Source organism: Pseudomonas sp. MPC6 (assembly GCF_006094435.1).
GTDB lineage: Bacteria > Pseudomonadota > Gammaproteobacteria > Pseudomonadales > Pseudomonadaceae > Aquipseudomonas.
On record NZ_CP034783.1, the window covers coordinates 6,019,215 to 6,044,816 of the forward strand.

Here is a 25,602-nt window from a genome sequence, read left to right on the forward strand (position 1 = left end):
GGCTTGCTCGCGAAAGCGGCATGACAGTCGACATAGATGTTGAATATCAGTCAGCCTTCGCGAGCAAGCCCGCTCCCACATTTACTCGCGGTGTGTGGCACTACACCCGGAACGCGCTGATCAGCTGCTTGAGCTCCACCACCTGAGCCGACAACGCACGACTGGCATCCTCGGTCCGGCTCGCACCTTCGGCGGTCCGCTCGCCGGCGCGGTTGATCTCGACGATGTTCTGGTCGATGTCGTGAGCCACGGCGGTTTGCTGCTCCACTGCGGCTGCGATCTGCTGGTTCTGGTCAACGATCATGCCGACGGCACCGAGAATGTTTTCCAGCGCCTGCTGGACCTTTTCCGACTGCCCTACGGTGCCGCCGGCCATCTGATGGCTGGCGCCCATGGCCTTCACCGCAGCGCCGACACCGCTGTGCAGCCTGGCGATCATCTGCTCGATTTCTTCGGTCGATTGCTGAGTACGCTTGGCCAGGGTCCGGACCTCATCCGCCACCACCGCAAAACCCCGGCCCTGCTCACCGGCCCGGGCGGCTTCGATGGCGGCGTTGAGGGCCAGCAAATTGGTTTGCTCGGCGATGCTCTTGATCACTTCCAGGACGCGACTGATGGACTGGCTGTCGCTGGCCAGTTGATTGATCACCCGCACCGACTGATCGATTTCGTTGGCCAGTGCCGCGATGCTGCCCTGTTGGGACTCCACGAGCCCGCGACCGCTGATGGTCTCGTCGTTGACGCTGTGGGCGCTGCTGACCGCCGCAGCGGCACTGCGCGCCACCTCCAGAGAGGTCGCCGACATCTGGTTCATCGCCGTGGCGACCTGCTCGATCTGCGAACGCTGCCCTGCGACTGCCTGGCTACTCTGGGTGGAGACGTTTTCGACCTGCCCGGCCTGGCGCTCGACCTCGCCGACGGTCTGCCCCACCCGCTCGATCAAGTCATGGATTTTCTTCACGGTGCCGTTGAACACCTCGCCCAACTCGCCCAGTTCATCGCGACTGTTGGCATTGAAGGTCACCGTCATGTCACCGGCCGCCACCTTGTCCATCATCGCGCCCAGGTGTTTGAGCGTGGTGCGGGTCGACGCGTAGAAGCCGCCGTAAAGGTAAAAAATCAACACGAACACCACCGACAACGCCACAGCCTGCAACACCATGTGAGTGCGGTTCTGATCCAGCCGCTGCTGCAATTGAGTGCCCAGAAACGTCAGGGAGGCTTCGTTGAGTTGATAGGTCTGATCCATCAGGCCCGTGACCTGATCGTAAAAGGCCTGCCATGGCGCATCGAGGGTGTCGGCCATCACCACCTGCTCTTCGAACAGCTCGATGGCTTTTTTCAGCGACGCTTTACTGCTCTCCGCCTGGCCGGCCAGGGTTTGCTGTGCCGCGTTGCTTGAACCCAGCGCATCTTGCAACTTCAACCCGTATTCGGCGTGCAGTTTTTCGATCTGTGCCAGTAGCTCGTCGAAACGGGTGCTCGAGGATGAATTGAGAAAACCCTGCCCCAGGGAGTAAGCACCCATGGCTCGACCATCGCCCAGGGTCTGGGTGATGAGGGGTGTGACGTGGGTGATGAGTTCGCTCAGCTGTCGCATGTCGCTTTGGTTGTCGCGGCTGAGCCCGGCCTGACTGGCGATGATCTGGCTGAAGATTTGCGCATTGCCCAGCAACTTGCCGATCAGCGCACTTTTGCTTTGCATCGAGGTTTCCGCCTGCTGGGCCTTGAACGCAGCAATCATTTCATCGCGCTTGGCGTCGAATACGCTGATTTGCTCCGGATCGGTCGCCATCGCCGCCAACCCTTGCATACGCGCGAGGACGCTTTGCTCCAAGGCATTGATTTTGCCCTCGACATTGCTGGCCTTGCCGGATTGACCGAGCGTGACGTTGATCTGTACCAGGTTGTTCAGGGTCTCCAGGTCGCGCCGCAAGGTCAGGCTGCTGCCCAGCAGGTCGAGGCTTTGCAGTTCGACCCGGGTGCCCTGGAATTCGCGATAGGAATCGCGTACCAGATAGAAGTTGGTCACCAGCATCGGCACGAGGAACAGCACGCTGATCAGACTGAACTTCATCCCGAAACTCAGGCGGTTCATCAACGCGACGGCGGGATAGAGCAAGCTCTTCACGGATAGTCTCCCTTGGATTTCTTATTTTTATTCAGGCACGGATCGAGAGCAGATGGCCACTATTCGACGCTGTCTCTGTATAACTTAAATCGGCGGGAGGTTTTGTAACTTAAGGTTAACGGCGGGGCCTGTTCATCGGGCAGGTGATGTCTTTGGACGACTGAGACCTCTCGGGTGAGGGGAGGCTTGCCCCAATGATGTTCAGTTAAGCGTATGCGGCCTACTGTAGGAGCGAGCTTGCTCGCGATGGTCGTTAACGATAACGCTTGTTTACTGGGTAAACGCGGCGCACTTGAGCCCATCGCGAGCAAGCTCGCTCCTACAACGCTATGGCAACACGGTCCACAGCGCAAAACCCGCATACCAGAGCACTGCCGCGCGCAGCAGCAGTTCCCAGATCCGGTCGAGGCTGTTGATGCCATCCGGGCCGACCACCGGTGCCGGAATTTCACCCGCCACCAGTCCGACCTTCTCGATCAACCGGGCGGCGCTGATGTTCCAGTTCAGCAGCTCGTGCAACATCACCCGGCCGACCGCGACAAAGTTGCCGACCAAGGCAAAACTCGCCGCCAGCAACCGCACCGGCACCCAATCGAACGCGTGACGCAGTTGTGCCGCGCGCTCGACCACGGCCGGGTTCTGCCCGTGTTCTTCGGCCAGCGCCAGCAGTCGATAGCTCAGCGCGGCGACCGGCCCCAGCAGGAAATACCAGAAAATCACCGCAAAGAAGCTCTGGTAAGCCTCCCACAACAGATGCCCCTGGACCCGCTCCAGCAACTGGTCGGCGCTGTCGGCGCAGATTCCCAGGTCACGTTGCGCCACGTGGGCGGCGGCCTGCAGGTCTTCCCGACGCCAGGCATCGCGAAACGGGCCGAGACCGGCCAGCAGATCACCGCGGCCCAGGCTGTAAATCACCACCAGCAAATGCACGGGCAACGCCAGCAGACCGTAGGCCACCGGTTCCAGCACCAGCAACAGCAAGCCCAGCAGCGCCACGGGCAACAACACCAGCACCAGCAGGATCAGCCATGGCCGATTGACCAGACGTGCACTGGCCTCAAGCTTGTGCAGTTCGCGCACCCAACCGCCATCACGCTGGACCCGATGGCGCAGGGCCGAGAACTTCTCTATCCAGACCGCCAACAGCAACACCAGAAAACTCATTGTTGTTCCTCTTTTTCCAGAGCGGCGCGATAGCGTGCCCAGTCGAACGCTGGCCCCGGATCGGTTTTGCGGCCAGGGGCGATGTCGCTATGCCCGCAGATGCGTTGCGCGGTGATGGCTGTGAAGGTGCTTTGCAGCTGCCGGGTCAGGGCCGTCAACGCCTCATACTGCGCATCGGTGAACGGCAGATCATCCGTGCCTTCGAGCTCGATGCCCACGGAAAAATCGTTACAGGTTTCCCGACCTTCAAAACTCGAGACGCCGGCGTGCCAGGCGCGCTCGAGACACGAGACAAACTGAGTGACAGTGCCATCACGTTCGATCAGGAAGTGCGCCGACACGCGCAGGTCGGCGATTCCTGCAAAGTAGGGATGCTCCGTGACATCCAGACGATTCTGGAAAAATTCCTGCACCTTGCCGGTGGCGAACTGTGCCGGCGGCAGGCTGATGTTGTGGATCACCAGCAGGGAAATTTCGCCCGGGGGGCGCGCATTGAAGTTGGGCGATGGGCATACATTCACGCCCTGACACCAACCGCTCGCGGGGTCCAACTGCATACAGATTCCTTCAACGACGACTGTGTTGGCGCCCAGTATGCCGCGATAGACCCTCCGGGCGCGATCACTTGCCGCGATTGAGCCGTTGCAGGGTGCCGATCACCGACGCCAGGGTCGCTCGAACGGCGAATCGACCGGATGCAGGTCCCAGAGTGATGGGAAAGACGCTGATGCCTTGGGTTGCTCCCCGCCATGGCCCTATAATCGAACCACTTTGTTTGTGGAGTCTGTTATGCCGAATCTACGTCTCGCCGATCTGACCGCCGAAATCGAAGCCAACGTGCGCCGTGCGTTGCGCGAAGACATCGGCAGCGGCGACATCACCGCACAGCTGATCCCGGCCGAACGTCTGGCCAAAGCCACTATCATCACTCGCGACGCCGCCGTCATCGCCGGCACCGCATGGGTCGACGCGGTTTTCCGGCAACTGGACCCGCGGGTTGCCGTGCATTGGCAAGTGAACGATGGCGAACGGGTGAAACCCAATCAGGTGCTGTTCCACCTCGAGGGCCCGGCACGCTCGCTGCTGACCGGCGAACGCAGCGCGTTGAACTTCCTGCAATTGCTGTCGGGGGTTGCTACCCGTGCGCAGGACCTGGCGGATTTCGTGGCCCAGACTCAAGTGAAACTGCTGGACACCCGCAAGACCCTGCCCGGGCTGCGCCTGGCCCAGAAGTACGCCGTGACCTGCGGCGGTTGCCATAATCACCGCATTGGCCTGTATGACGCCTTCCTGATCAAGGAAAACCATATCGCCGCCTGCGGTGGCATTCCCGAGGCCATCAACGCCGCGCACAAGATTGCCCCGGGCAAACCGGTGGAGATCGAAGTGGAAAGCCTGGATGAGCTCAAAGAAGCGCTGGCGGCCGGTGCCGACATCATCATGCTCGATGAGTTGAGCCTGGATGACATGCGCGAAGCGGTGCGCCTGAACGGCGGCAAGGCGAAGCTGGAGGCCAGCGGCGGGATCAACGAAAGTACGCTGCTGCCGATTGCGCAGACCGGGGTGGATTACATTTCGATCGGCGCGATGACCAAGGATGTGAAGGCTGTCGATCTGTCGATGCGCTTGAGCCTTTGATCACACGACTGTGAAATGAATAACTGTAGGAGCTGGCTTGCCAGCGAAAGCGGTGGATCAGTCGACATCGTTATCGACTGAAAGGACGCCTTCGCTGGCAAGCCAGCTCCTACAGGGGTCAGACCACCAGATTATTCATCTCGCAGTACTCTTCCCACTCGACGCCCAATACCTCGGCCGCCTCCTTGTGCAGCACCAGGCGCGCCGCCTCGAACTCTTCAGGGCTCGAGGTGTACTTGAGCGTCAGCTCCCAAGGCTGCAAGCCCTGGGATTCCGCCTCATCCTCGAACGCCCACTGGATCTGGTCTTTCTGATCATCGGCGGGCAAGTCCTTGATCTCTTCAGCGAGCTGGGGGGATTCCAGCAAGTATTTCTTCAGCGCTTCTTCGTGCCGGGCTTCTTGAGTCAATTCTTTAACGGTCATGTCGTTCTCTCTGATCTTGGGGAATGGAAGATGGATCTGGATCATCAAGGATCTCTCTGACGCAAAAAACCGCGCAAACCCGGTTTATCTGGCCTTCAGAACCATTCGGGATCATCTGAAAACAAAGTGTCGCTGGTGCCCGAGACAGGAATCGAACCTGCGACCTTCGCGTTACGAGTGCGCTGCTCTACCGGCTGAGCTACACGGGCGGTGGGCTAAACCTAGCACTGACCATGGAGTCAGGCAACTTCGCTTACCGTAAAAGCAAAAGATCGCAGGCTGCGATCTTTTGATCTTTCTGTACAGAGCAAAAAAAAATGCCCCGCAGCTTTCACTGCGGGGCATTTCTACAACGTTGGAACGGTCAGGCGTTGGGCGTGATTAAACGCCCGAAGCCTTGGCCGCTGCCACGTCTTTGATGGACAGCTTGATACGGCCGCGGTTGTCCACGTCCAGTACCAGTACTTCCACTTCCTGGCCTTCTTTGAGGATGTCGGTCACTTTCTCAACGCGAGCGTCGCTCAGCATCGAGATGTGAACCAGACCGTCCTTGCCAGGCAGGATGTTGACGAATGCGCCGAAGTCGACGATGCGCTCAACCTTGCCGACGTAGATCTTGCCGATCTCGGCTTCAGCGGTGATGCCCAGAACGCGCTGACGTGCTGCTTCAGCCGCTTCCTTGGTTTCGCCGAAGATCTTGATCGAGCCGTCGTCTTCGATGTCGATCGAAGCCTTGGTCTCTTCACAGATCGCACGAATGGTCGCGCCGCCTTTACCGATGACATCACGGATTTTGTCGGTGTCGATTTTCATCGCGATCATGGTCGGAGCATTTTCCGACAGTTCGGTGCGGGACTGACCAATGATCTGGTTCATCTGACCGAGGATGTTCAGGCGCGCTTCCAGGGCTTGGCCCAGAGCGATTTCCATGATCTCTTCGGTGATGCCCTTGATCTTGATGTCCATCTGCAGCGCGGTAACACCTTTGGCGGTACCCGCTACTTTGAAGTCCATGTCGCCCAGGTGGTCTTCGTCACCCAGGATGTCGGTCAGGACGGCGAACTTCTCGCCTTCTTTAACCAGACCCATGGCGATACCGGCAACCGGTGCCTTCATCGGAACGCCAGCGTCCATCAGGGCCAGGGAAGCGCCGCAGACCGAAGCCATGGAGCTCGAACCGTTGGACTCGGTGATTTCCGACACCACACGGATGGTGTACGGGAACACGTCGGCAGCAGGCAGCATGGCTGCAATCGAACGACGGGCCAGACGGCCGTGACCGATTTCGCGACGACCGGCGCCACCCATGCGACCACATTCACCTACCGAGAACGGAGGGAAGTTGTAGTGCAGCATGAACGGGTCTTTTTTCTCGCCTTCCAGGGTATCCAGCAGCTGTGCGTCACGGGCGGTGCCCAGCGTCGCGACTACCAGGGCCTGGGTTTCGCCACGGGTGAACAGTGCCGAACCGTGGGTCTTTGGCAGAACACCGACTTCGATGTTCAACGGACGTACGGTCTTGGTGTCGCGGCCGTCGATACGTGGCTTGCCGTTTACGATGTTTTCGCGAACGGTGCGGTATTCGATTTCGCCGAAGGCAGCTTTCACTTCGCTGGAAGAAGGCTGGCCTTCTTCACCGGACAGCTTGGCAACCACCTGGTCTTTCAACTCACCCAGGCGAGCGTAACGGTCGGCCTTGATGGTGATGGTGTAAGCCTGGGAGATCGCGTCGCCGAACTCGGCACGGATAGCGCCCAGCAGAGCGGTGGCTTCAGGCGCAGGAGCCCAGGTCCAGGTTGGCTTGGCAGCTTCAGCGGCCAGTTCTTTAACGGCGTTGATCACCACCTGGAACTCGTCGTGAGCAAACAGTACCGCGCCCAGCATCTGGTCTTCGGTCAGCTCTTTGGCTTCCGATTCAACCATCAACACGGCTTCCGACGTACCGGCAACGACCATGTCCAGGCTCGAAGCTTTCTGTTGTTCGTAAGTCGGGTTCAACAGGTAGCCGGTGCTTTCGTGGAAGGCAACACGGGCAGCGCCGATCGGGCCATCGAAAGGAATGCCGGAGATGGCCAGTGCAGCCGAGGTACCGATCATCGCAGCGATGTCCGGATCGGTCTTCTTGCTGGTGGACACGACGGTGCAGACAACCTGCACTTCGTTCATGAAGCCTTCTGGGAACAGCGGACGGATCGGACGGTCGATCAGTCGGGAAGTCAGGGTTTCTTTCTCGGAAGGACGGCCTTCGCGCTTGAAGAAACCGCCAGGGATCTTACCGGCAGCGTAAGTCTTTTCCTGGTAGTGAACGGACAGGGGGAAGAAGCCCTTGCCTGGATCGGCTTGCTTGGCGCCGACCACAGTCACCAACACGCTGACGTCGTCGTCAACGGTGACCAATACTGCGCCGGAGGCCTGACGGGCGATACGGCCAGTCTCGAGGGTAACGGTCGACTGACCGAACTGGAATTTTTTGATTACCGGGTTCACGGTGTCCTACCTTCTTTGTGGCTCTTGGGGAACTTGTCTTCTTGCGAAATTCTTGGGCAACGCCGGGAATCGGCCCGACTGTCATTGTCCAGGTGCTGCGTTCAGGTAAAGCAGGTGTCCAGATAAAACTTGAGGCTGGGAGCCTGCCATGCGCCAGCGGGAAACCCGCTGACGAACGACAGACAACCAACCTCTAGCGCAATCGCTTATTAGCGACGCAGACCCAGGCGACCGATCAGAGCCTGGTAACGGCCCAGATCCTTGCCTTTCAGGTAGTCCAGCAGCTTACGACGCTGGTTTACCATGCGGATCAGACCACGACGGGAGTGGTGATCTTTACCGTTGGCCTTGAAGTGACCTTGCAGTTTGTTGATGTTGTGGGTCAGCAGTGCAACTTGCACTTCTGGCGAACCAGTGTCACCAACAGCTTGCTGGTAGTCAGCTACGATTTGAGCTTTTTCTTGAACGTCGAGAGCCATGAGGCAATCCTTTTATCAGGAAACTGTTTCAGAAAAACAGTTTCAACAGGCCAGGGACAAATCCCTGTATCTAAAAATGAGTAGTGACCGTGCCTGTTGACAGCCACCCTCGTCCGGTCATTCTGACCGAATCAGTCGACGCGGCGCGATGCGCCCGTCTTCGCTCACTTCACCGATACCGATGAAGCGACCGTTGTGATCCTGTACCCGTACCATGCCGAACTTCGGTGCATCCGGGGCGCGTACCGGCTGGCCGTTAAGCCAGTAGAACGAGCTGTGCTCCGAGAACTGCAACAGTGGCCAATCCAGCAGGCCGCTGTCCGATGGCATCAGGAAGCGATCGACCGCTTCGTTGCCGCCTTCGGCATGTACCGCTTCCAGCTCTTCCAGGGTGACCGTCTGCGCCAGGGTGAAAGGCCCGGCCTGGGTACGTCGCAATTCAGCAACGTAAGCGCCACAACCGAGTTGCTCACCGATATCCTCCACCAGGGTGCGGATATAGGTGCCTTTGCTGCAATCCACCGCCAGCCGCGCAGTATCACCTTCAAAGGCCAGCAATTCCAAGCGCGCAATAGTAACAGAACGCGGTTCGCGCTCCACTACTTCGCCTGCACGGGCCAGCTTGTACAGCGGCTGGCCATCACGCTTGAGCGCCGAGTACATCGGCGGTATCTGACTGATTTGCCCACGAAAACCGGGCAACACCGCTTCGACATCGGCGCGACCAACGGTCACCGGCCGCTCCAGCAAAACTTCACCTTCGGCATCGGCCGTGGTGGTGGTCTTGCCCAGCTGCGCCAGGGTTTCATAGGCTTTGTCGGAATCGAGCAGGTACTGCGAGAACTTTGTAGCCTCGCCGAAGCACAACGGCAACACGCCGGTGGCCAGCGGATCGAGACTGCCGGTATGCCCGGCCTTCTCGGCGTTCAGCAGCCAGCGAACCTTCTGCAACGCGGCGTTGGAGGTAAACCCCAGCGGTTTGTCGAGCAGAATGATGCCACTGACGTTACGACGGATGCGTTTGACCTGAGCCACCGATTACTCCTTGGCGTCTTCGGGTTCAGCGGCTACCGGGCGCTGACTGTCTTCAGCCACCGCACGCTCGATCAGGGCCGACAGGTGCGCGCCACGCACGACGCTTTCGTCGTAGTGGAAGTGCAACTGCGGAACGCTGCGCAACTTCATTTCGCGGGCCAACTGCATGCGCAGGAAACCGGCGGCGGAGTTGAGCACCTTGATGCTTTGCGCGATGTCTTCGGCGTTGTCCTGGCCCATCACGGTGATGAAAATCTTGGCGTGACCGACGTCACGGCTGACTTCAACAGCGGTAATGGTGACCAGGCCGACGCGCGGGTCTTTGACTTCACGACGGATCAGCTGTGCCAGCTCACGCTGCATCTGATCGCCGATACGTTGGGTACGGCTGTATTCTTTTGCCATGTCTTGTTACCTGTTACTGCCTCACGGTGAAACCCGTGTGGTCTGAAAGCGGCAAACGCCCGGCCTGACAGAAGCCAGACCGGGCGTTGCGTTTAGAGTCCGACTGATGCGCCGCGCAGTTGAACGCGGCGGGCCATCACGGCTCTTGAAGTGCGCGAGTTAGAGGCTGCGAGCAACCTGAACCTTCTCGAAGACTTCGATCTTGTCACCGACTTTGACGTCGTTGTAGCTCTTCACGCCGATACCGCATTCCATGCCGGCACGTACTTCGGAAGCGTCATCCTTGAAGCGGCGCAGGGATTCCAGCTCGCCTTCGAAGATAACGATGTCTTCACGCAGTACACGGATTGGACGGTTACGGTGAACAACACCTTCGATAACCATGCAACCGGCGATCGCGCCAAACTTCGGCGAACGGAACACGTCACGCACTTCAGCAGTACCCAGGATATTCTCGCGAACATCGCTGCCCAGCATACCGGTGAGGGCTTTCTTGACGTCTTCGATGATGTCGTAGATCACGTTGTAGTAACGCATATCCAGACCTTCCTGCTCGACGATCTTGCGAGCGCCAGCATCGGCACGCACGTTGAAGCCGAACAGTACAGCATTGGAGGCCAGTGCCAGGTTGGCGTCGGACTCGGTGATACCACCGACACCGCCACCGACAACACGCACTTGCACTTCGTCGTTACCCAGGCCGTTCAAGGCGCCGTTCAACGCTTCGAGGGAACCACGGACGTCGGATTTGAGGACGATGTTAAGCGTCTTCTTCTCTGCCTGACCCATGTTCTCGAAGATGTTTTCCAGCTTGCCGGCGTGAGCACGAGCCAGCTTGACTTCGCGGAACTTGCCTTGACGGAACAGAGCCACTTCACGGGCTTTCTTCTCGTCCGACAGCACGCTCATCTCGTCGCCAGCGTCCGGGGTACCGTCCAGGCCGAGGATCTCGACAGGGATGGAAGGACCGGCTTCCTTGATTGGCTTACCGTTCTCGTCGAGCATGGCACGTACACGGCCGTAGTTCGAACCGACCAGGACCATGTCGCCTTGGCGCAGGGTACCGTCTTGAACCAGAACGGTTGCAACCGGGCCACGACCCTTGTCGAGACGCGACTCAACCACAACACCGCGACCTGGGGCCGATGGGGTTGCTTTCAGTTCGAGTACTTCAGCTTGCAGCAGGACCGCTTCGAGCAGATCGTCTACGCCAGTACCGACTTTCGCCGAGACGGAAACGAACGGCGTATCACCGCCCCACTCTTCGGAAGTCACGCCGTGAACCGACAGTTCGCTGCGGATGCGATCGAGATCAGCGCCCGGCTTGTCGATTTTGTTCACTGCAACAACCAGTGGAACACCAGCGGCCTTGGCGTGCTGGACAGCTTCAATGGTCTGCGGCATCACGCCGTCGTCCGCTGCAACTACCAGGATCACGATGTCGGTCGCCTTGGCACCACGGGCACGCATTGCGGTAAACGCGGCGTGACCAGGGGTGTCGAGGAAGGTGACCATGCCGCGCTCGGTTTCAACGTGGTACGCACCGATGTGCTGGGTGATACCGCCGGCTTCGCCAGCAGCTACCTTGGCACGACGGATGTAGTCGAGCAGCGAAGTCTTACCATGGTCAACGTGGCCCATTACGGTCACAACTGGCGCACGGGAGAACGTCTCACCTTCAAACTTCAAGGACTCGGCCAGGGAATCTTCCAGGGCGGTGTCGCTGACCAGGGTCACTTTGTGGCCCAGTTCTTCGGCTACCAGCTGAGCAGTTTCCTGATCGAGCACCTGGTTGATGGTCGCTGGAGTACCCAGTTTGAACATGAACTTGATGATTTCAGCAGCCTTGACCGACATCTGATTGGCGAGATCGCCAACAGTGATGGTCTCGCCGATCTGCACATCACGCACGACAGGGCCGGTAGGGCTCTGGAAACCGTGAGCGTTGCGTTTCTTCAGCTTGGCCTTGCCGCGACCACCACGACGGAAGCTGTCGCTTTCTTCGTCGGTAGTACGTGGGGCAACGCGTGGAGCAGGCGCTTTTTCCTTGACCGAAGCACGATGCGGAGCGTTTTTGCGCTCGCCATCGCCACTGCCACGACGATTGTTATCGTCGGCGCGTGGTTTGTCCGGACGGCGCTGTTCGTTCTGCTTGTTGCGAACGTCAGCAGAAGGCGCTGGAGCAGCGGCTACAACCGGCGCGCTTTCGCGTACAGGTTCGGCAACTGCAGCAGGTGCTGCAGCGGCGTTGCCAGTAGCGGTTTGCGCAGCAGCAGGCTGGCGACGCGCTTCTTCTTCGGCGCGACGCTTGGCTTCTTCTTCAGCCTTCTGGCGTGCAGCATTTTCTACTGCGCGACGTTCTTCCAGTTCGCGTTTGCGCTCGGCTTCGATTTCTTCCGGGCTGCGCTGTACGAAGACTTTCTTCTTGCGTACTTCAACGCTGATGCTTTTGCTGCCAGCAACACGCAGGGTGCTGGTGGTTTTGCGCTGCAATGTAATCTTGCGCGGTTCTTCCACTTTCGCCTTGTGGCTGCTCTTCAAGTGAGTCAGCAAAGACTGCTTCTCACTATCGCTCACACCTTCATCGGCGGCGGTGTGCGGCAGACCTGCCTCACGCATCTGCTGCAACAGGCGCTCTACCGGTGTTTTGACCTCATCGGCCAGTTGTTTCACCGTGACTTGCGTCATGCACTTCTCTCCTCAGGCCGCGCCTAATTACTCGAACCAGTGGGCTCGGGCGGCCATGATCAACTTGCCGGCACGATCATCGTCAATGCCGTCGATGTCGAGCAGATCGTCAATAGACTGCTCGGCCAGGTCTTCGCGGGTAATTACGCCGCGCACCGCCAGTTCCATCGCCAAATCCTTGTCCATACCCTCAAGCGAGAGCAGGTCTTCGGCCGGATGGGCGTCTGCCAGCTTTTCCTCAGTAGCGATGGCTTTGGTCAACAAACGATCCTTGGCACGAGCACGAAGCTCGTTGACGGTTTCTTCGTCAAAGCCGTCGATGTTGAGCATTTCTTCCAACGGTACGTAGGCAATCTCTTCCAGGCTGGTGAAGCCTTCATCTACCAGCACCTGTGCCAGGTCTTCGTCGACTTCCAGCTCGTCGATGAAGTTGCGCAGGATATCGCCGGTTTCTGCTTGCTGCTTAGCCTGGATGTCCGATTCGGTCATCACGTTCAGGGTCCAGCCAGTCAACTGGCTGGCCAGACGCACGTTCTGACCTCCGCGACCGATGGCCTGAGCCAGATTGTCTGCGCCAACGGCGATGTCCATGGCATGGGCATCTTCGTCAACGATAATAGCCGCCACTTCAGCCGGCGACATTGCATTGATCACGAACTGAGCCGGGTTATCGTCCCACAGGACGATATCCACACGCTCACCGCCCAACTCACCCGACACTGCCTGGACGCGCGAACCGCGCATGCCGATGCAAGCGCCTTGCGGGTCGATGCGTTTGTCCTTGGAGCGGACCGCGATCTTGGCACGCGAACCCGGGTCCCGGGACGCCGCCATGACTTCGATCAGGCCTTCAGCGATTTCCGGCACTTCGATGCGGAACAACTCGATCAGCATTTCCGGCGCGGTACGCGACAGGATCAGCTGCGGGCCGCGGTTCTCGGTGCGGATTTCCTTGAGCAGCGCACGCAGGCGCACGCCAACCCGGAAGGTTTCGCGAGAGATGATGTCTTCACGGGCCAGCAACGCTTCAGCATTGTTGCCCAGGTCGACGATCACGTTGTCGCGGGTCACTTTCTTCACGGTGCCGGAAATGATCTCTCCCAGCCGCTCGCGATAGGCATCAACGACTTGAGCGCGTTCGGCTTCGCGAACTTTCTGCACGATGACTTGCTTGGCAGTCTGTGCAGCGATACGGCCGAACTCGATGGATTCGATCTTTTCTTCGACTACATCACCAACTTGGGCGCCCGGATGCGTTTCTGCAACCTTGCTCGGCCAGGTTTCGATGGCCGGATCGTCCAGGTCTGCTTCTTCGACGACCGTCCAGCGACGGAAGGTCTCGTAAGCGCCGGTGTGGCGATTGATTTCCACACGCAGATCGACTTCGTCCTCGAAACGTTTTTTGGTGGCAGTGGCCAGAGCAAGCTCCAGCGCTTCAAAAATTACGTTTGCCGGTACGCCCTTTTCATTGGATACCGACTCAACAACCAGCAGTACTTCTTTGCTCATCGTACGCCTCGCCTTTCGCAAGCCATTGGATCCGCGGGATCCGCGTCTCAGTCAAAACTGGGAATAATGTTGGCCTTGTCGATCATATCGATCGGCAACAGGAACTCATGGTCTTCAACCTGCACCACGACGTCCTGCTCTTCTACACCGCGCAGAAGGCCCTGAAAGTTGCGTCGCCCTTCAAAAGGCGAGCGCAGCTTGATCTTCACTTGTTCACCGGCAAATTTTGCAAACTGCTCAATAGTGAACAGCGGGCGTTCCATGCCAGGCGAGGAAACTTCAAGGGTGTATTCAACGGCGATCGGATCTTCAACATCCAGGACACCGCTGATCTGACGGCTGACGATGGCGCAATCGTCCACCAACACGCCGCCTTCTTTATCGATATAAACGCGCAACATTGAGTGACGACCCTGAGCCGAAAACTCAATACCCCAGCATTCATAGCCCAGGGCCACGACCACCGGGGCCAACAAGGCCTGCAACTCTTCTAGCTTGCTCGACACCTGAACCCCCTCGTGCATGTATGTGCATGCTATGCAAAATAAAAAAATGGGCGAAACGCCCATCCTTGAAACGCCGTCGAACAGCGGCGTAGAAAGTGTCCAGCTAACAAAAAGCCCCTGAAAAGGGGCTCCTGAAACTGGTTGCGGGGGCCGGATTTGAACCGACGACCTTCGGGTTATGAGCCCGACGAGCTACCAGACTGCTCCACCCCGCGACAAAGCTGGGGCGGAAGTATACGACCGATCCCTGACAGGGTCAATGTAACCTTCCACCTACAAAAAAGCCCGCAACAGCGGGCTCTTCTGATAATTGGTACCGAGAAGGGGACTCGAACCCCTACACCCTATGGGCACAACCACCTCAAGGTTGCGTGTCTACCAATTCCACCACCTCGGCAATACTGCGTTTGAAACCCTTCTTACTTTTGCTCTTGAGCTGGAGGCACGTCAGTCGCTGGAGTAGCCGACTTTTGCTCTTGAAGCACCGGGACATCATCAGAAGCCGGTTGTTGCTTTGGAACTTCCAACACCGCTGGATTTGGCAAACCTACTTGAGTCAGCTGGTGAGCTTTCTCTTTAGCAAAGTAACCTAACCCTAAGCTGGTTATGAAGAAACCTGCGGCAAGTATAGCAGTAAACTTACTAAGAAAGGTAGAGGAACCTTGGCTTCCGAACACAGTATTTGAAGCACCTGCTCCGAAAGACGCGCCAGCATCCGCACCTTTACCCTGCTGCAGCAAAACCAGAGCAACTACGCCCAATGCACCCAGCAGATGAAAAACGACTACGACTGTTTCCAGCATTTTTTCAGTTTCCCGCGGCGCGAATAATCGCACCGAACTCATCTGCATTCAGGGACGCTCCACCAATGAGCCCCCCATCGATATCCGGCATGCCGAACAGTTCGACCGCATTGGCCGCCTTCACGCTGCCGCCGTATAGAAGCCGCACACCTTGTGCGACCTCAGAATTCTTTGCCGCCAACTGGGCGCGAATGGCTGCGTGCACATCCTGCGCCTGTTGCGGCGAAGCCGTCAGCCCGGTGCCTATGGCCCAGACCGGCTCGTAAGCGATGACCGCCCTGGCAAAGACACCGACACCCAGCTCCTCGATGATGCTGTCCAGCTGACGCCCGACAACCTCAAGAGTTTTACCGGCTTCGCGCTGCTCAAGGGTTTCCCCTATGCACAACACCGGAATCAAGCCACATGCCTGTGCCGCTGCGAACTTGCGGATCAGCATTCCGTCCTGCTCGCCCATGATCTGGCGGCGTTCGGAGTGCCCGACAAGCACCAGGGAACAACCTGCATCCACCAACTGACTCGGTGCAACTTCACCGGTCAATGCGCCTTGCATGGATTCCACCGCAGAGTTCTGCGCGCCGATCGAAATCGGCTGGCCTTTCAAGCCATCAATCACTTGATTGATATGCAGGCAAGGCGGGAATACCGCAACGTCAACACCGCTCGGCAAGTCCAGACGACCAAGGCCGTCGATCAGCTCAGCGACGCTGGTGCGGGTACCGTGCATCTTCCAGTTACCAGCTACCATAGGGCGACGCATGCTGTACCTCGTCGGTCAAAGTGGGCGCAGATGTTACCCAACACAATCATGGCTGGCAAGCCGAATTCAGGCAGAAACTTCAGTAACGAGGTTTGCCAGCTCTTCGGCGTGGCCGCGAACCTGTGTTTCGTCTTCGCCTTCGACCATTACCCGCACCAACGGCTCCGTCCCGGACTTGCGCAACAGCACCCGCCCGCGCCCGGCCATGGCCTGGGTAACACGCTCGCTGGCCGCCTTGACCGCCGGATGATCGAGGGGGCTTGCACCACCACCGAACCGTACGTTGATCAGCACCTGCGGGCACTTGCGCAACGCCTGACGCGATTGCGCGAGCCCTTCGGTGCGCCTCTTCAGCGACATCAGTACCTGCAGGGCAGCAATGATCGCGTCACCGGTGGTGGTGTGGCTGAAGCAGACAATGTGCCCCGAGTTTTCACCACCCACCAGCCAATCGCGCTCCTGCAGCTCGGAGATGACGTAACGGTCGCCGACATTGGCCCGCACAAAAGGAATGCCCAGGTCCGCCAGGGCCAGTTCCAGCCCCAGGTTACTCATCAGCGTACCTACCACACCGCCCTGCAACTTGCCGCGCTCATGCAGATCGCGAGCGATGATGAACAGCAATTCGTCACCGTCGACGACAGCACCGGTGTGATCAACCATCTGCACCCGGTCGCCATCACCATCAAAGGCGATGCCCAAATCGGCGTGCTCGGCCAATACGGCAGCCTGCAGCGGCTCCATATGGGTCGAACCGCAGTTGTCATTGATGTTCAGGCCGTTGGGATGGGCAGAAAGCACGACGACTTCGGCACCCAGCTCACGGAACACACTCGGCGCCACCTTGTAGGTCGCACCATGAGCGCAGTCGAGCACGATCTTCAGGCCCGCGAAGCTGGTGCCGGTCGGGACGCTGCTCTTGCAGAATTCGATGTAGCGGCCCGACGCGTCGTTGATGCGCGAGACCTTGCCGATCTTGCTCGACTCGACCACGGTCATCGGGGTGTCGAGCAATTCTTCGATCATATGCTCGACTTCGTCCGGCAGCTTGGTGCCCTTTCCGGAGAAAAACTTGATGCCGTTATCGTCGTGCGGATTGTGCGAAGCGCTGATCACGATGCCTGCTTCGGCATGGAAGGTGCGCGTCAGATAGGCGATGGCCGGTGTCGGCATCGGGCCCAGGAGCATCACGTCGGCACCCGCCGACGTCAGTCCGGCCTCGAGTGCCGATTCGAACATGTAGCCGGAGATCCGGGTGTCCTTGCCCACCAGCACTTTGCAGGCGCCCATTTTGCGGAACGCCATACCCGCAGCCCAACCGAGCTTGAGCATGAAATCAGGCGTGATCGGGTATTCGCCGACGCGACCACGAATGCCGTCGGTACCAAAGTATTTTTTAGTCATAAGCGCTCCATCATCTTATTTGGCTGATTCCACTGCGGCAATCATCCGCAGTACATCGACTGTTTCGGCCACATCATGGACGCGCAATATACGCGCTCCCTTGAATGAGGCCAGCGCCGCGAGCGCCAGACCGCCATACAGGCGTTCTCCGACCGGGCGATTCAAGGCCTGACCTATCATGCTCTTTCGCGAAACCCCGACCAGCAGGGGCCGCCCCAAGGCATGCAAGGCTTCCATATGCTTGAACAAGCTTAGATTGTGTTGCAGGTTTTTGGCGAAACCGAAACCCGGATCCAGAATGATCCGCTCGGCGGGAATCCCTGCCGCTGCACATTGCGCCATGCGCCCGGCAAGAAACTCGCCCACTTCCCGGGTCACATCCTGATATTGCGGATTATCCTGCATGTCGCCCGGCTCACCGAGCATATGCATCAGGCAGACCGGCAAGCCGGTGGCCGCGGCCGCATCGAGCGCGCCATCGCGTTGCAGCGAACGCACGTCATTGATCAACCCTGCCCCAAGCCGTGCGGTTTCGCGCATGACGGCCGGGGTAGAGGTATCAACCGAGATGATCACATCCAGCTCGCGATGAATGCGCTCGACGATGGGCGCTACACGCTCGAGTTCCTCCAGCGGCGAAACCGCCCTGGCACCCGGCCGGGTCGATTCGCCACCGACATCGATCAGCGTCGCGCCGGCGGCCACCATGGCTTCGGCGTGGCGCATGGCCGCATCGAGCTGGCTGTATTGGCCACCATCGGAAAAGGAATCGGGAGTGACATTGAGAATACCCATGACATGCGCCAGGGCCAAATCAAGAACCCGGTTGCCGCAAGGCAACCGGGTCGAGGACTGAACAGAAGTCATTTCAAACCTTAAACGTCAGCAGCCGGACCGCCGATAGGTGTTTCCGGACGCTCGCCCTGCGCCACCGGAGGTGTTCCGGAAGTACCGGTACCACCCGACCAGTCGCGAGGTTCGCGAGGCGTACGACCGGCCATGATGTCATCGATTTGATCGGCATCGATCGTTTCGTACTTCATCAAGGCATCGGCCATGGCGTCGAGCTTGTCACGGTTATCCGTGAGAATCTGCTTGGCGGTACCGTAGCACTGGTCAATGATGCTGCGCACTTCGGAGTCGATCAGCTTGGCCGTCTCACCGGAGAAGCTGGTGCCTTGACCACCGCCGCCGCGACCGAGGAACACTTCACCCTCTTCTTCGGCGTACATCAGCGGACCGAGTTTTTCCGACAGGCCCCATTTGGTCACCATGTTCCGTGCGATCTGGCTGGCACGCATGATGTCGTTGGAGGCACCAGTGGTCACACCGTCGAAGCCAAGGGTCATTTCTTCAGCGATACGGCCGCCGTACAGCGAGCAGATCTGGCTGATCAACGCACGCTTGGACAGGCTGTAGCGATCTTCTTCCGGCAGGAACATGGTCACGCCCAGCGCACGACCGCGCGGGATGATCGACACCTTGTAGACCGGGTCATGCTCGGGCACGACGCGACCGACAATGGCGTGGCCGGCTTCGTGATAAGCGGTGTTCTGCTTCTCTTTCTCGGACATGACCATGGATTTGCGCTCGGCGCCCATCATGATCTTGTCTTTCGCCAGTTCGAACTCTTTCATTTCAACGATGCGCTTGCCGGCACGGGCGGCGAACAGCGACGCCTCGTTCACCAGGTTCGCCAGATCGGCACCGGAGAAACCAGGGGTACCACGGGCGATCACGGCCGGAGCGACATCGTCACCCATTGGCACTTTGCGCATGTGGACCTTGAGAATCTGCTCGCGACCACGGATATCCGGCAGGCCGACCACCACCTGACGGTCGAAACGGCCCGGACGCAGCAGCGCCGGGTCCAGTACGTCCGGACGGTTGGTAGCCGCGATGACGATGATGCCGTCATTCATTTCGAAGCCGTCCATCTCTACCAGCAACTGGTTGAGAGTCTGCTCGCGCTCGTCGTGACCGCCACCCATGCCGGCGCCACGGTGGCGACCGACGGCGTCGATTTCATCGATGAAGATGATGCATGGCGCGTGTTTCTTGGCCTGCTCGAACATGTCGCGAACACGGCTGGCACCGACACCGACGAACATTTCGACGAAATCGGAACCGGAAATGGTGAAGAACGGCACTTTGGCTTCGCCGGCAATCGCCTTGGCGAGCAAGGTTTTACCGGTACCCGGAGGACCGACCATCAACACGCCGCGGGGAATGCGACCGCCCAGGCGCTGGAACTTGCCCGGGTCACGCAGGAACTCGACCAGCTCGCCGACTTCTTCCTTGGCTTCGTCGCAGCCCGCAACGTCACCCAGGGTGGTTTTCACCTGGTCTTCGGAGAGCAGGCGCGCCTTGCTCTTGCCGAAGCTCATCGGCCCGCCCTTGCCACCGGCTCCGCCCTGCATCTGCCGCATGAAGAACATGAACACGGCGATGATCACCAGGATCGGGAAGCTGGCGACCAGGAGCTGGGTCCAGATGCTTTGCTGTTCAGGCTGCTTGCCTTCGACCACGACGTGGTTGTCCACGAGGTCGCCGATCAGACCGTTATCCTGGATTGCCGGACGGATGGTCTTGAAGCTGTCACCATCGTTGCGCTTGCCGGTAATCACATAGCCATCGACGGCTACGCGCTCGACCTTGCCATCCTTGACCTGCTGGATGAAGTCGGAATAGTTGAGGGTCTGCGGCTCGTTAGGGCTGGAGAAGTTGTTCATCACCGTCACCAGGACTGCCGCGATGATCAACCACAGGATCAGATTCTTTGCCATATCGTTCAATTAACTACCCTCTGAAGCAAGCGCCGCTGATGGCGCGCGCTTCGCATGATATTCACCGGCCTAACTTACTACATTACCTACGACTCTGGCAGGCGCCGTCTGTAACCCTTTGTGAAACACTTTCTACACAATATTCGCTAATGCTCACAGGGCGAAATACGAAAATCCTATCGACCCGCAAAAAAACCTCGATTTACTCGCTACGGGCGCGGTAGCCCCAAGCCAGCATGTATTGCTCGCGGGAACTGCCACGGGAAGAGTCCGGCTTGATCATCTGGACCTTGTCGAATTTCTGACGAGCGTCCTTCACGTAAGCATCAAACCCTTCGCCCTGAAACACCTTGATCACGAAATTACCACCCGGCTTGAGTATCCGAGCCGCCAGATCAAGAGCCAGCTCACATAGAAACATGGCTTTTGGCATGTCCACCTCAGGCGTACCACTCATATTGGGGGCCATATCGGAAATCACAAGGTCCACCTGCGAATTACCCACGGCTTCAAGGATCTGAGCGAGCACTTCGTCCTGGGTGAAGTCACCCTGGATGAAAGTCACGTCCGGAATGCTGTCCATTTCCAGAATGTCCGAGGCGATCAGACGCCCCTGACCACCGATCAGCCGACTAGTGACCTGCGACCAGCCGCCGGGCGCCGCACCCAGGTCGACAACGCTCATACCTGGACGGATCAGTTTGTACTTCTCCTGAACCTCCAGAAGCTTGTAACTCGCACGCGAACGGTAACCATCCTTCTGCGCCTGCTTCACATAGGGATCATTAACATGTCTTTGCAGCCACTTAAGGCTTGTCTTGGAACGGGCCACGGGCCACCTCGAAAATAAAACGGGTCGTGATTAACTGGGCGGTCCCGGACTCGCTCGGGTAAACTGGCCGCCGCTTTTTACAAGATCAGACGCAGGGGTCAGATTATGCCGCTCACTCAAGAGCAGAAGAAACAGTACAAATCCATTGGCCACCATCTGAAACCAGTTTTGATCGTGGCTGACAACGGTTTGACTGAAGGTGTGTTAGCCGAACTTGAACGCGCGCTAGCGGATCACGAGCTGATCAAAATCAAGCTCAACATCCTCGATCGCGAGTCGCGCCTGGCGAACATTGCAGAACTGTGCAAGGTCGGTAAAGCGGACCTGGTTCAGGTCATCGGCAAGATGGCACTGATTTACCGCAAGAACTTCAGCGTCAACAAGCAGCTGTCGAACGTTCATCGCTTCAAGTGATGGCAAGGGTCAGGGGTGTGCTTCGCGCACCCTGCCACTCCATCCCGGCACCGGTTGCAATACCAGCACCAAGCCGGAAAACCCCAGCACCAGATAGCTGAACACGTGCCAGCGCACCGCCTCCGGCCAGCCGAAGCGCACCGCGAAGTACATCGCACACGCATACAGCGCCGTCATCAGCAGTTGCCCGCGAATATCGCGCCATAGACTGGCAAGGCCCTCGGCCTGAACCAGCACCAAAGCCTGAAAAATCACACACACTGCGGCGAATCCCACCATCAGTGTATTAAGCATGCCCACGATTTCGTCGATCAGCAGCGGTGCCAGGCCGATATGACCCAGCACCGGCAGCAGACCGATATGCAACAGCCACAGGCCGCCCACCCATAACATCTGGTTCAGCTGCCAAAGCATGGCGCCCGCATGCAGCGGGCGCCTTCTTTCAGATGTGACGAACTTCGACAATCTCGTACTCGATAACGCCGCCTGGCGTTTTCACGGCGACCACGTCACCCTCTTCCTTGGCAATCAAGGCGCGAGCCAGTGGCGAACCCACCGAAATCTTGCCGAGTTTGAAGTCAGCCTCATCCTCACCCACGATGTGGTAAGTGACGCGTTCATCCGTCTCGACATTGGCGATTTCAACGGTGGTGCCGAAAATCACTTTGCCGGTGTGAGGAATGGTCGTGACATCGATGATGACCTGGTTCTGAATCCGGCCTTCGATGTCACGAATCCGCGCCTCGACCATCCCCTGCTGCTCGCGGGCAGCGTGGTATTCGGCGTTTTCCTTCAAGTCACCCAGTTCGCGGGCCGTGCCGATGTCCTGGCTGAGCTTCGGACGGATGACCTTGGTCAGGTGAGCGTGTTCTTCTTCCAGGGCTTTGGCACCCTGGACAGTCATTGGGTACTTGATCATGCCTTCAATCCTGCGTGTAGATCCTGCAAGCGACGTACGGTCTTCTCGGGACCGAACTTGAGCGCTTCGCAGATGGCTTCGCCTGCAGCAATGGTGGTGGTGCAGTAGATCTTGTGCTGCAAGGCATTGCGACGAATGGAATACGAATCCGCGATCGACTGACGACCTTCGGTGGTGTTGATGATCAAGGTGACTTCGTCGTTCTTGATCATGTCGACCACGTGCGGACGACCTTCGGTCACCTTGTTCACACGACGCACTTTCAGGCCTGCGGCTTCGATCAGCCTGGCAGTACCGGCAGTGGCGACCACTTCAAAGCCCAAGTTGATCAGATCACGTGCCACGCCTGCAACCAGTGGCTTGTCATCGTCACGTACGCTGATGAACGCGGTACCGCCGGTCGGCAGCACTTCGCTGGCGCCCATCTGGGCCTTGGCGAATGCTTCACCGAAAGTGTCGCCCACGCCCATCACTTCACCGGTGGACTTCATCTCAGGGCCCAGGATCGGGTCCACACCAGGGAATTTGGCGAATGGGAACACCGCCTCTTTCACGCTGTAGAAGTTCGGGATGATTTCCTTGGTGAAGCCGATTTCCTTCAGGGTTTTACCCGCCATCACGCGCGCAGCGATCATGGCCAGGGAAACACCGATGCACTTGGACACGAACGGTACGGTCCGGGAAGCGCGCGGGTTGACTTCGATGACGTAGATGTCTTCGCCTTGCAACGCCAGCTGCACGTTCATCAAGCCGACCACGCCCAGTTCCAGGGCCATTTTCTTGACCTGTTCGCGCATTTCGTCCTGGATGTGCGCAGGCAGCGAGTACGGCGGCAGGGAGCAGGCGGAGTCACCGGAGTGCACGCCGGCCTGTTCGATGTGCTGCATGATCGCGCCGATCACCACGTCGGTGCCGTCGCAGACCGCATCCACGTCCATTTCGATGGCGCAGTTGAGGAAGTGGTCCAGCAGCACGGGGCTGTCGTTGGACACTTTCACTGCATCGCGCAGGTAGCGCTTGAGTTCTTCTTCTTCGTAGACGATTTCCATCGCACGACCGCCCAGTACGTAGGACGGACGCACCACCAGCGGGTAACCGATCTTGCTGGCGGCACGAATCGCTTCGTCTTCGCTGCGCACAGTGGCGTTTGGCGGCTGACGCAGGTTCAGGCGCTCGACCATCTGCTGGAAGCGCTCACGGTCTTCGGCACGGTCGATGGCATCAGGGCTGGTACCGATGATCGGCACGCCGGCTTCTTCCAGGGCACGCGCCAGTTTCAGCGGGGTCTGGCCGCCGTACTGGACGATCACGCCTTTCGGTTTTTCGACGCGGCAGATTTCCAGCACGTCTTCCAGGGTCACTGGCTCGAAGTACAGGCGATCGGAGGTGTCGTAGTCGGTGGACACGGTTTCCGGGTTGCAGTTGACCATGATGGTCTCGTAACCGTCTTCGCGCAGGGCCAGTGCCGCGTGTACGCAGCAGTAGTCGAACTCGATGCCCTGACCGATACGGTTTGGACCGCCGCCGAGGATCATGATCTTGTCGCGGCCCGACGGCGCGGCTTCGCACTCTTCCTCGTAAGTGGAGTACATGTAAGCGGTATCGGTGGCGAACTCGGCCGCGCAGGTATCAACGCGCTTGTAGACCGGATACACGTCGAGCTTGTGACGGTGGCGACGCAGGCTCTTCTCGGTCACGCCCAGCAGCTTGGCCAGACGCATGTCGGAGAAGCCTTTGCGCTTGAGCTTGAACATCATGTCGCGGTCGATGCTGGACAGACCCAGGGTCTTGACCTTCTCTTCTTCCTTGATCAGATCTTCGATCTGCACCAGGAACCACGGGTCGATCATGTTCATGCCGAAGATGTCTTCGACCGACAGGCCGGCGCGGAAGGCGTCAGCCACGTACCAGATGCGCTCGGCACCCGGCACGGTCAGTTCGCGCTTGAGGATGCTCATGCTTTCCGGGTTGCCCAGGTCGAGCTTCTCGTCCAGGCCGCAAACGCCCACTTCCAGGCCGCGCAGGGCTTTCTGCAGGGATTCCTGGAAGGTCCGGCCGATGGCCATGACTTCACCGACCGACTTCATTTGCGTGGTCAGGCGCGCGTCGGCTTTCGGGAATTTCTCGAAGGCAAAACGTGGCAGCTTGGTGACGACGTAGTCGATCGACGGCTCGAAGGATGCAGGCGTAGCGCCGCCGGTGATTTCGTTTTGCAGCTCGTCCAGGGTGTAGCCGATCGCCAGCTTGGCAGCGATACGCGCAATCGGGAAACCAGTGGCTTTCGAGGCCAGTGCCGAAGAGCGGGATACACGCGGGTTCATCTCGATCACGACCATACGGCCAGTGTCCGGGCAGATGCCGAACTGAACGTTGGAGCCGCCGGTTTCCACGCCGATCTCACGCAGTACCGCCAACGAGGCGTTACGCATGATCTGGTATTCCTTGTCCGTCAGGGTCTGTGCCGGAGCAACGGTGATCGAGTCACCGGTGTGCACGCCCATCGGGTCAAAGTTTTCGATCGAGCAGACGATGATGCAGTTATCCTTCTTATCGCGGACAACCTCCATCTCGTACTCTTTCCAGCCGATCAGCGATTCGTCGATCAGCAGCTCTTTGGTCGGCGACAGGTCCAGGCCGCGAGCGCAGATTTCTTCGAATTCTTCACGGTTGTAAGCGATGCCGCCACCGGTGCCGCCCATGGTGAAGGACGGACGGATGATGCACGGGAAGCCGAGCTTTTCGAGGACCGCGTTGGCCTCTTCCATGCTGTGGGCGATACCCGAGCGCGGGCAGTCCAGGCCGATGGATTTCATCGCCTTGTCGAAGCGCGAACGGTCTTCAGCCTTGTCGATGGTGTCGGCATTGGCGCCGATCATCTCTACGCCGAACTTCTCCAGAACGCCTTCGCGCTCCAGGTCCAGTGCGCAGTTCAAAGCGGTCTGGCCGCCCATGGTCGGCAGCAGCGCGTCCGGACGCTCTTTCTCGATGATCTTGGCAACGGTCTGCCATTTGATCGGCTCGATGTACGTGGCGTCGGCCATGTCCGGGTCGGTCATGATGGTCGCCGGGTTGGAGTTCACCAGGATGACGCGGTAGCCCTCCTCGCGCAGGGCTTTACAGGCCTGGGCGCCGGAGTAGTCGAATTCGCAGGCCTGGCCGATCACGATCGGGCCAGCGCCGAGAATCAGGATGCTTTTAATGTCTGTACGTTTTGGCAT

Annotated in this window: 22 protein-coding genes and 3 tRNA genes; 2 read left to right on the top strand and 23 right to left on the bottom strand. The window is 58.8% G+C overall.

Going from position 1 to position 25,602, the window contains the following annotated elements; translation table 11 throughout:
* Positions 1–100: 100 nt before the first annotated feature.
* From ELQ88_RS30050 to ampD, 3 genes are all read right to left on the bottom strand, one after another.
* Positions 101–2,131, bottom strand: coding sequence for a methyl-accepting chemotaxis protein (locus tag ELQ88_RS30050; protein ID WP_138969131.1), 2,031 nt, complete (start codon positions 2,129–2,131; stop codon positions 101–103).
* A 327-nt stretch (positions 2,132–2,458) separates the two neighbouring features.
* Positions 2,459–3,295, bottom strand: a complete 837-nt coding sequence (ampE, locus tag ELQ88_RS30060; protein WP_128871929.1) for a regulatory signaling modulator protein AmpE — start codon at positions 3,293–3,295, stop codon at positions 2,459–2,461.
* Positions 3,292–3,852 carry a 1,6-anhydro-N-acetylmuramyl-L-alanine amidase AmpD gene (gene ampD / locus ELQ88_RS30065; protein ID WP_128871928.1) on the bottom strand — a complete coding sequence of 187 codons (561 nt, stop codon included), beginning with the start codon at positions 3,850–3,852 and terminating at the stop codon, positions 3,292–3,294. Before ampD ends, ampE begins: the two co-directional genes overlap by 4 nt.
* Before the next feature lie 232 nt (positions 3,853–4,084).
* Between ampD and nadC the strand changes: the two genes are divergently transcribed.
* Entirely contained in the window at positions 4,085–4,933 is an 849-nt protein-coding gene (nadC, locus tag ELQ88_RS30070; RefSeq protein ID WP_128871927.1) for a carboxylating nicotinate-nucleotide diphosphorylase, read from the top strand.
* Between the two features lie 118 nt (positions 4,934–5,051).
* On the opposite strand, the gene ELQ88_RS30075 is transcribed toward nadC, so the two are convergent.
* From ELQ88_RS30075 to rlmE, 17 genes are all read right to left on the bottom strand, one after another.
* Positions 5,052–5,357, bottom strand: coding sequence for a DUF6388 family protein (locus ELQ88_RS30075; protein ID WP_128871926.1), 306 nt, complete (start codon positions 5,355–5,357; stop codon positions 5,052–5,054).
* A 133-nt stretch (positions 5,358–5,490) separates the two neighbouring features.
* Positions 5,491–5,566 (bottom strand) — tRNA-Thr (locus ELQ88_RS30080).
* 172 nt (positions 5,567–5,738) lie between these two features.
* Positions 5,739–7,844: a polyribonucleotide nucleotidyltransferase gene (gene pnp / locus ELQ88_RS30085; protein ID WP_123365224.1), complete on the bottom strand. Its 2,106-nt coding sequence runs from the start codon at positions 7,842–7,844 to the stop codon at positions 5,739–5,741.
* Positions 7,845–8,053: 209 nt separating this feature from the next.
* The gene (rpsO, locus tag ELQ88_RS30090; RefSeq protein WP_003176135.1) at positions 8,054–8,323 is read right to left on the bottom strand and encodes a 30S ribosomal protein S15; all 270 of its coding nucleotides are present in this window, start codon (positions 8,321–8,323) and stop codon (positions 8,054–8,056) included.
* 117 nt (positions 8,324–8,440) lie between these two features.
* Entirely contained in the window at positions 8,441–9,358 is a 918-nt protein-coding gene (gene truB, locus ELQ88_RS30095) for a tRNA pseudouridine(55) synthase TruB (RefSeq protein WP_064679784.1), read from the bottom strand.
* A 3-nt stretch (positions 9,359–9,361) separates the two neighbouring features.
* Positions 9,362–9,763 carry a 30S ribosome-binding factor RbfA gene (gene rbfA / locus ELQ88_RS30100; RefSeq protein ID WP_045060039.1) on the bottom strand — a complete coding sequence of 134 codons (402 nt, stop codon included), beginning with the start codon at positions 9,761–9,763 and terminating at the stop codon, positions 9,362–9,364.
* A gap of 159 nt (positions 9,764–9,922) precedes the next feature.
* Positions 9,923–12,451 (bottom strand): translation initiation factor IF-2, encoded by a 2,529-nt coding sequence (gene infB, locus ELQ88_RS30105; RefSeq protein WP_128871924.1) that lies wholly within the window; start codon positions 12,449–12,451, stop codon positions 9,923–9,925.
* Positions 12,452–12,478: 27 nt separating this feature from the next.
* A complete protein-coding gene (gene nusA, locus ELQ88_RS30110; protein ID WP_008024459.1) occupies positions 12,479–13,960 on the bottom strand; it encodes a transcription termination factor NusA in 1,482 nt (493 codons plus the stop codon).
* 47 nt (positions 13,961–14,007) lie between these two features.
* Entirely contained in the window at positions 14,008–14,466 is a 459-nt protein-coding gene (gene rimP, locus ELQ88_RS30115; protein ID WP_010463487.1) for a ribosome maturation factor RimP, read from the bottom strand.
* A 138-nt stretch (positions 14,467–14,604) separates the two neighbouring features.
* A tRNA-Met gene (locus ELQ88_RS30120) sits at positions 14,605–14,681 on the bottom strand.
* A gap of 96 nt (positions 14,682–14,777) precedes the next feature.
* A tRNA-Leu gene (locus tag ELQ88_RS30125) sits at positions 14,778–14,863 on the bottom strand.
* 22 nt (positions 14,864–14,885) lie between these two features.
* Positions 14,886–15,269, bottom strand: a complete 384-nt coding sequence (secG, locus tag ELQ88_RS30130; RefSeq protein WP_017336473.1) for a preprotein translocase subunit SecG — start codon at positions 15,267–15,269, stop codon at positions 14,886–14,888.
* A 4-nt stretch (positions 15,270–15,273) separates the two neighbouring features.
* Positions 15,274–16,029 carry a triose-phosphate isomerase gene (gene tpiA, locus ELQ88_RS30135; protein WP_138969132.1) on the bottom strand — a complete coding sequence of 252 codons (756 nt, stop codon included), beginning with the start codon at positions 16,027–16,029 and terminating at the stop codon, positions 15,274–15,276.
* 66 nt (positions 16,030–16,095) lie between these two features.
* Complete coding sequence (glmM, locus tag ELQ88_RS30140) at positions 16,096–17,433, bottom strand: phosphoglucosamine mutase (protein ID WP_128871922.1); 1,338 nt, start codon at positions 17,431–17,433, stop codon at positions 16,096–16,098.
* A gap of 15 nt (positions 17,434–17,448) precedes the next feature.
* Positions 17,449–18,300, bottom strand: a complete 852-nt coding sequence (gene folP, locus ELQ88_RS30145) for a dihydropteroate synthase (RefSeq protein ID WP_138969133.1) — start codon at positions 18,298–18,300, stop codon at positions 17,449–17,451.
* 8 nt (positions 18,301–18,308) lie between these two features.
* The gene (ftsH, locus tag ELQ88_RS30150; RefSeq protein ID WP_138969134.1) at positions 18,309–20,219 is read right to left on the bottom strand and encodes an ATP-dependent zinc metalloprotease FtsH; all 1,911 of its coding nucleotides are present in this window, start codon (positions 20,217–20,219) and stop codon (positions 18,309–18,311) included.
* A 202-nt stretch (positions 20,220–20,421) separates the two neighbouring features.
* The gene (gene rlmE / locus ELQ88_RS30155) at positions 20,422–21,051 is read right to left on the bottom strand and encodes a 23S rRNA (uridine(2552)-2'-O)-methyltransferase RlmE (RefSeq protein WP_138969135.1); all 630 of its coding nucleotides are present in this window, start codon (positions 21,049–21,051) and stop codon (positions 20,422–20,424) included.
* A 105-nt stretch (positions 21,052–21,156) separates the two neighbouring features.
* On the opposite strand from rlmE, the gene ELQ88_RS30160 reads away from it, so the two are divergent.
* A complete protein-coding gene (locus tag ELQ88_RS30160) occupies positions 21,157–21,465 on the top strand; it encodes a YhbY family RNA-binding protein (protein ID WP_008057408.1) in 309 nt (102 codons plus the stop codon).
* A 9-nt stretch (positions 21,466–21,474) separates the two neighbouring features.
* Here the strand turns inward: ELQ88_RS30160 and ELQ88_RS30165 are convergent, their stop codons facing one another.
* The 3 genes from ELQ88_RS30165 to carB are packed head-to-tail and all read right to left on the bottom strand — an operon-like array spanning position 21,475 to position 25,602.
* Positions 21,475–21,879 (bottom strand): MFS transporter, encoded by a 405-nt coding sequence (locus ELQ88_RS30165; protein WP_138969598.1) that lies wholly within the window; start codon positions 21,877–21,879, stop codon positions 21,475–21,477.
* A 28-nt stretch (positions 21,880–21,907) separates the two neighbouring features.
* Positions 21,908–22,384: a transcription elongation factor GreA gene (greA, locus tag ELQ88_RS30170; RefSeq protein ID WP_128871919.1), complete on the bottom strand. Its 477-nt coding sequence runs from the start codon at positions 22,382–22,384 to the stop codon at positions 21,908–21,910.
* The gene (gene carB / locus ELQ88_RS30175; protein ID WP_128871918.1) at positions 22,381–25,602 is read right to left on the bottom strand and encodes a carbamoyl-phosphate synthase large subunit; all 3,222 of its coding nucleotides are present in this window, start codon (positions 25,600–25,602) and stop codon (positions 22,381–22,383) included. The genes greA and carB overlap by 4 nt, the downstream gene beginning before the upstream one ends.

What these genes read in the sequence shown, in the direction of transcription:
- greA (WP_128871919.1), bottom strand. Translation starts at nt 22,384, where the DNA reads ATGATCAAGTACCCAATGACTGTCCAGGGTGCCAAAGCCCTGGAAGAA.
- glmM (WP_128871922.1), bottom strand. Translation starts at nt 17,433, where the DNA reads ATGACTAAAAAATACTTTGGTACCGACGGCATTCGTGGTCGCGTCGGC.
- carB (WP_128871918.1), bottom strand. Translation starts at nt 25,602, where the DNA reads ATGCCAAAACGTACAGACATTAAAAGCATCCTGATTCTCGGCGCTGGC.
- ELQ88_RS30075 (WP_128871926.1), bottom strand. Translation starts at nt 5,357, where the DNA reads ATGACCGTTAAAGAATTGACTCAAGAAGCCCGGCACGAAGAAGCGCTG.
- rbfA (WP_045060039.1), bottom strand. Translation starts at nt 9,763, where the DNA reads ATGGCAAAAGAATACAGCCGTACCCAACGTATCGGCGATCAGATGCAG.
- infB (WP_128871924.1), bottom strand. Translation starts at nt 12,451, where the DNA reads ATGACGCAAGTCACGGTGAAACAACTGGCCGATGAGGTCAAAACACCG.
- nusA (WP_008024459.1), bottom strand. Translation starts at nt 13,960, where the DNA reads ATGAGCAAAGAAGTACTGCTGGTTGTTGAGTCGGTATCCAATGAAAAG.
- ampD (WP_128871928.1), bottom strand. Translation starts at nt 3,852, where the DNA reads ATGCAGTTGGACCCCGCGAGCGGTTGGTGTCAGGGCGTGAATGTATGC.
- rpsO (WP_003176135.1), bottom strand. Translation starts at nt 8,323, where the DNA reads ATGGCTCTCGACGTTCAAGAAAAAGCTCAAATCGTAGCTGACTACCAG.
- secG (WP_017336473.1), bottom strand. Translation starts at nt 15,269, where the DNA reads ATGCTGGAAACAGTCGTAGTCGTTTTTCATCTGCTGGGTGCATTGGGC.
- ftsH (WP_138969134.1), bottom strand. Translation starts at nt 20,219, where the DNA reads ATGGCAAAGAATCTGATCCTGTGGTTGATCATCGCGGCAGTCCTGGTG.
- tpiA (WP_138969132.1), bottom strand. Translation starts at nt 16,029, where the DNA reads ATGCGTCGCCCTATGGTAGCTGGTAACTGGAAGATGCACGGTACCCGC.
- nadC (WP_128871927.1), top strand. Translation starts at nt 4,085, where the DNA reads ATGCCGAATCTACGTCTCGCCGATCTGACCGCCGAAATCGAAGCCAAC.
- folP (WP_138969133.1), bottom strand. Translation starts at nt 18,300, where the DNA reads ATGACTTCTGTTCAGTCCTCGACCCGGTTGCCTTGCGGCAACCGGGTT.
- ELQ88_RS30160 (WP_008057408.1), top strand. Translation starts at nt 21,157, where the DNA reads ATGCCGCTCACTCAAGAGCAGAAGAAACAGTACAAATCCATTGGCCAC.
- ampE (WP_128871929.1), bottom strand. Translation starts at nt 3,295, where the DNA reads ATGAGTTTTCTGGTGTTGCTGTTGGCGGTCTGGATAGAGAAGTTCTCG.
- ELQ88_RS30165 (WP_138969598.1), bottom strand. Translation starts at nt 21,879, where the DNA reads ATGCTTTGGCAGCTGAACCAGATGTTATGGGTGGGCGGCCTGTGGCTG.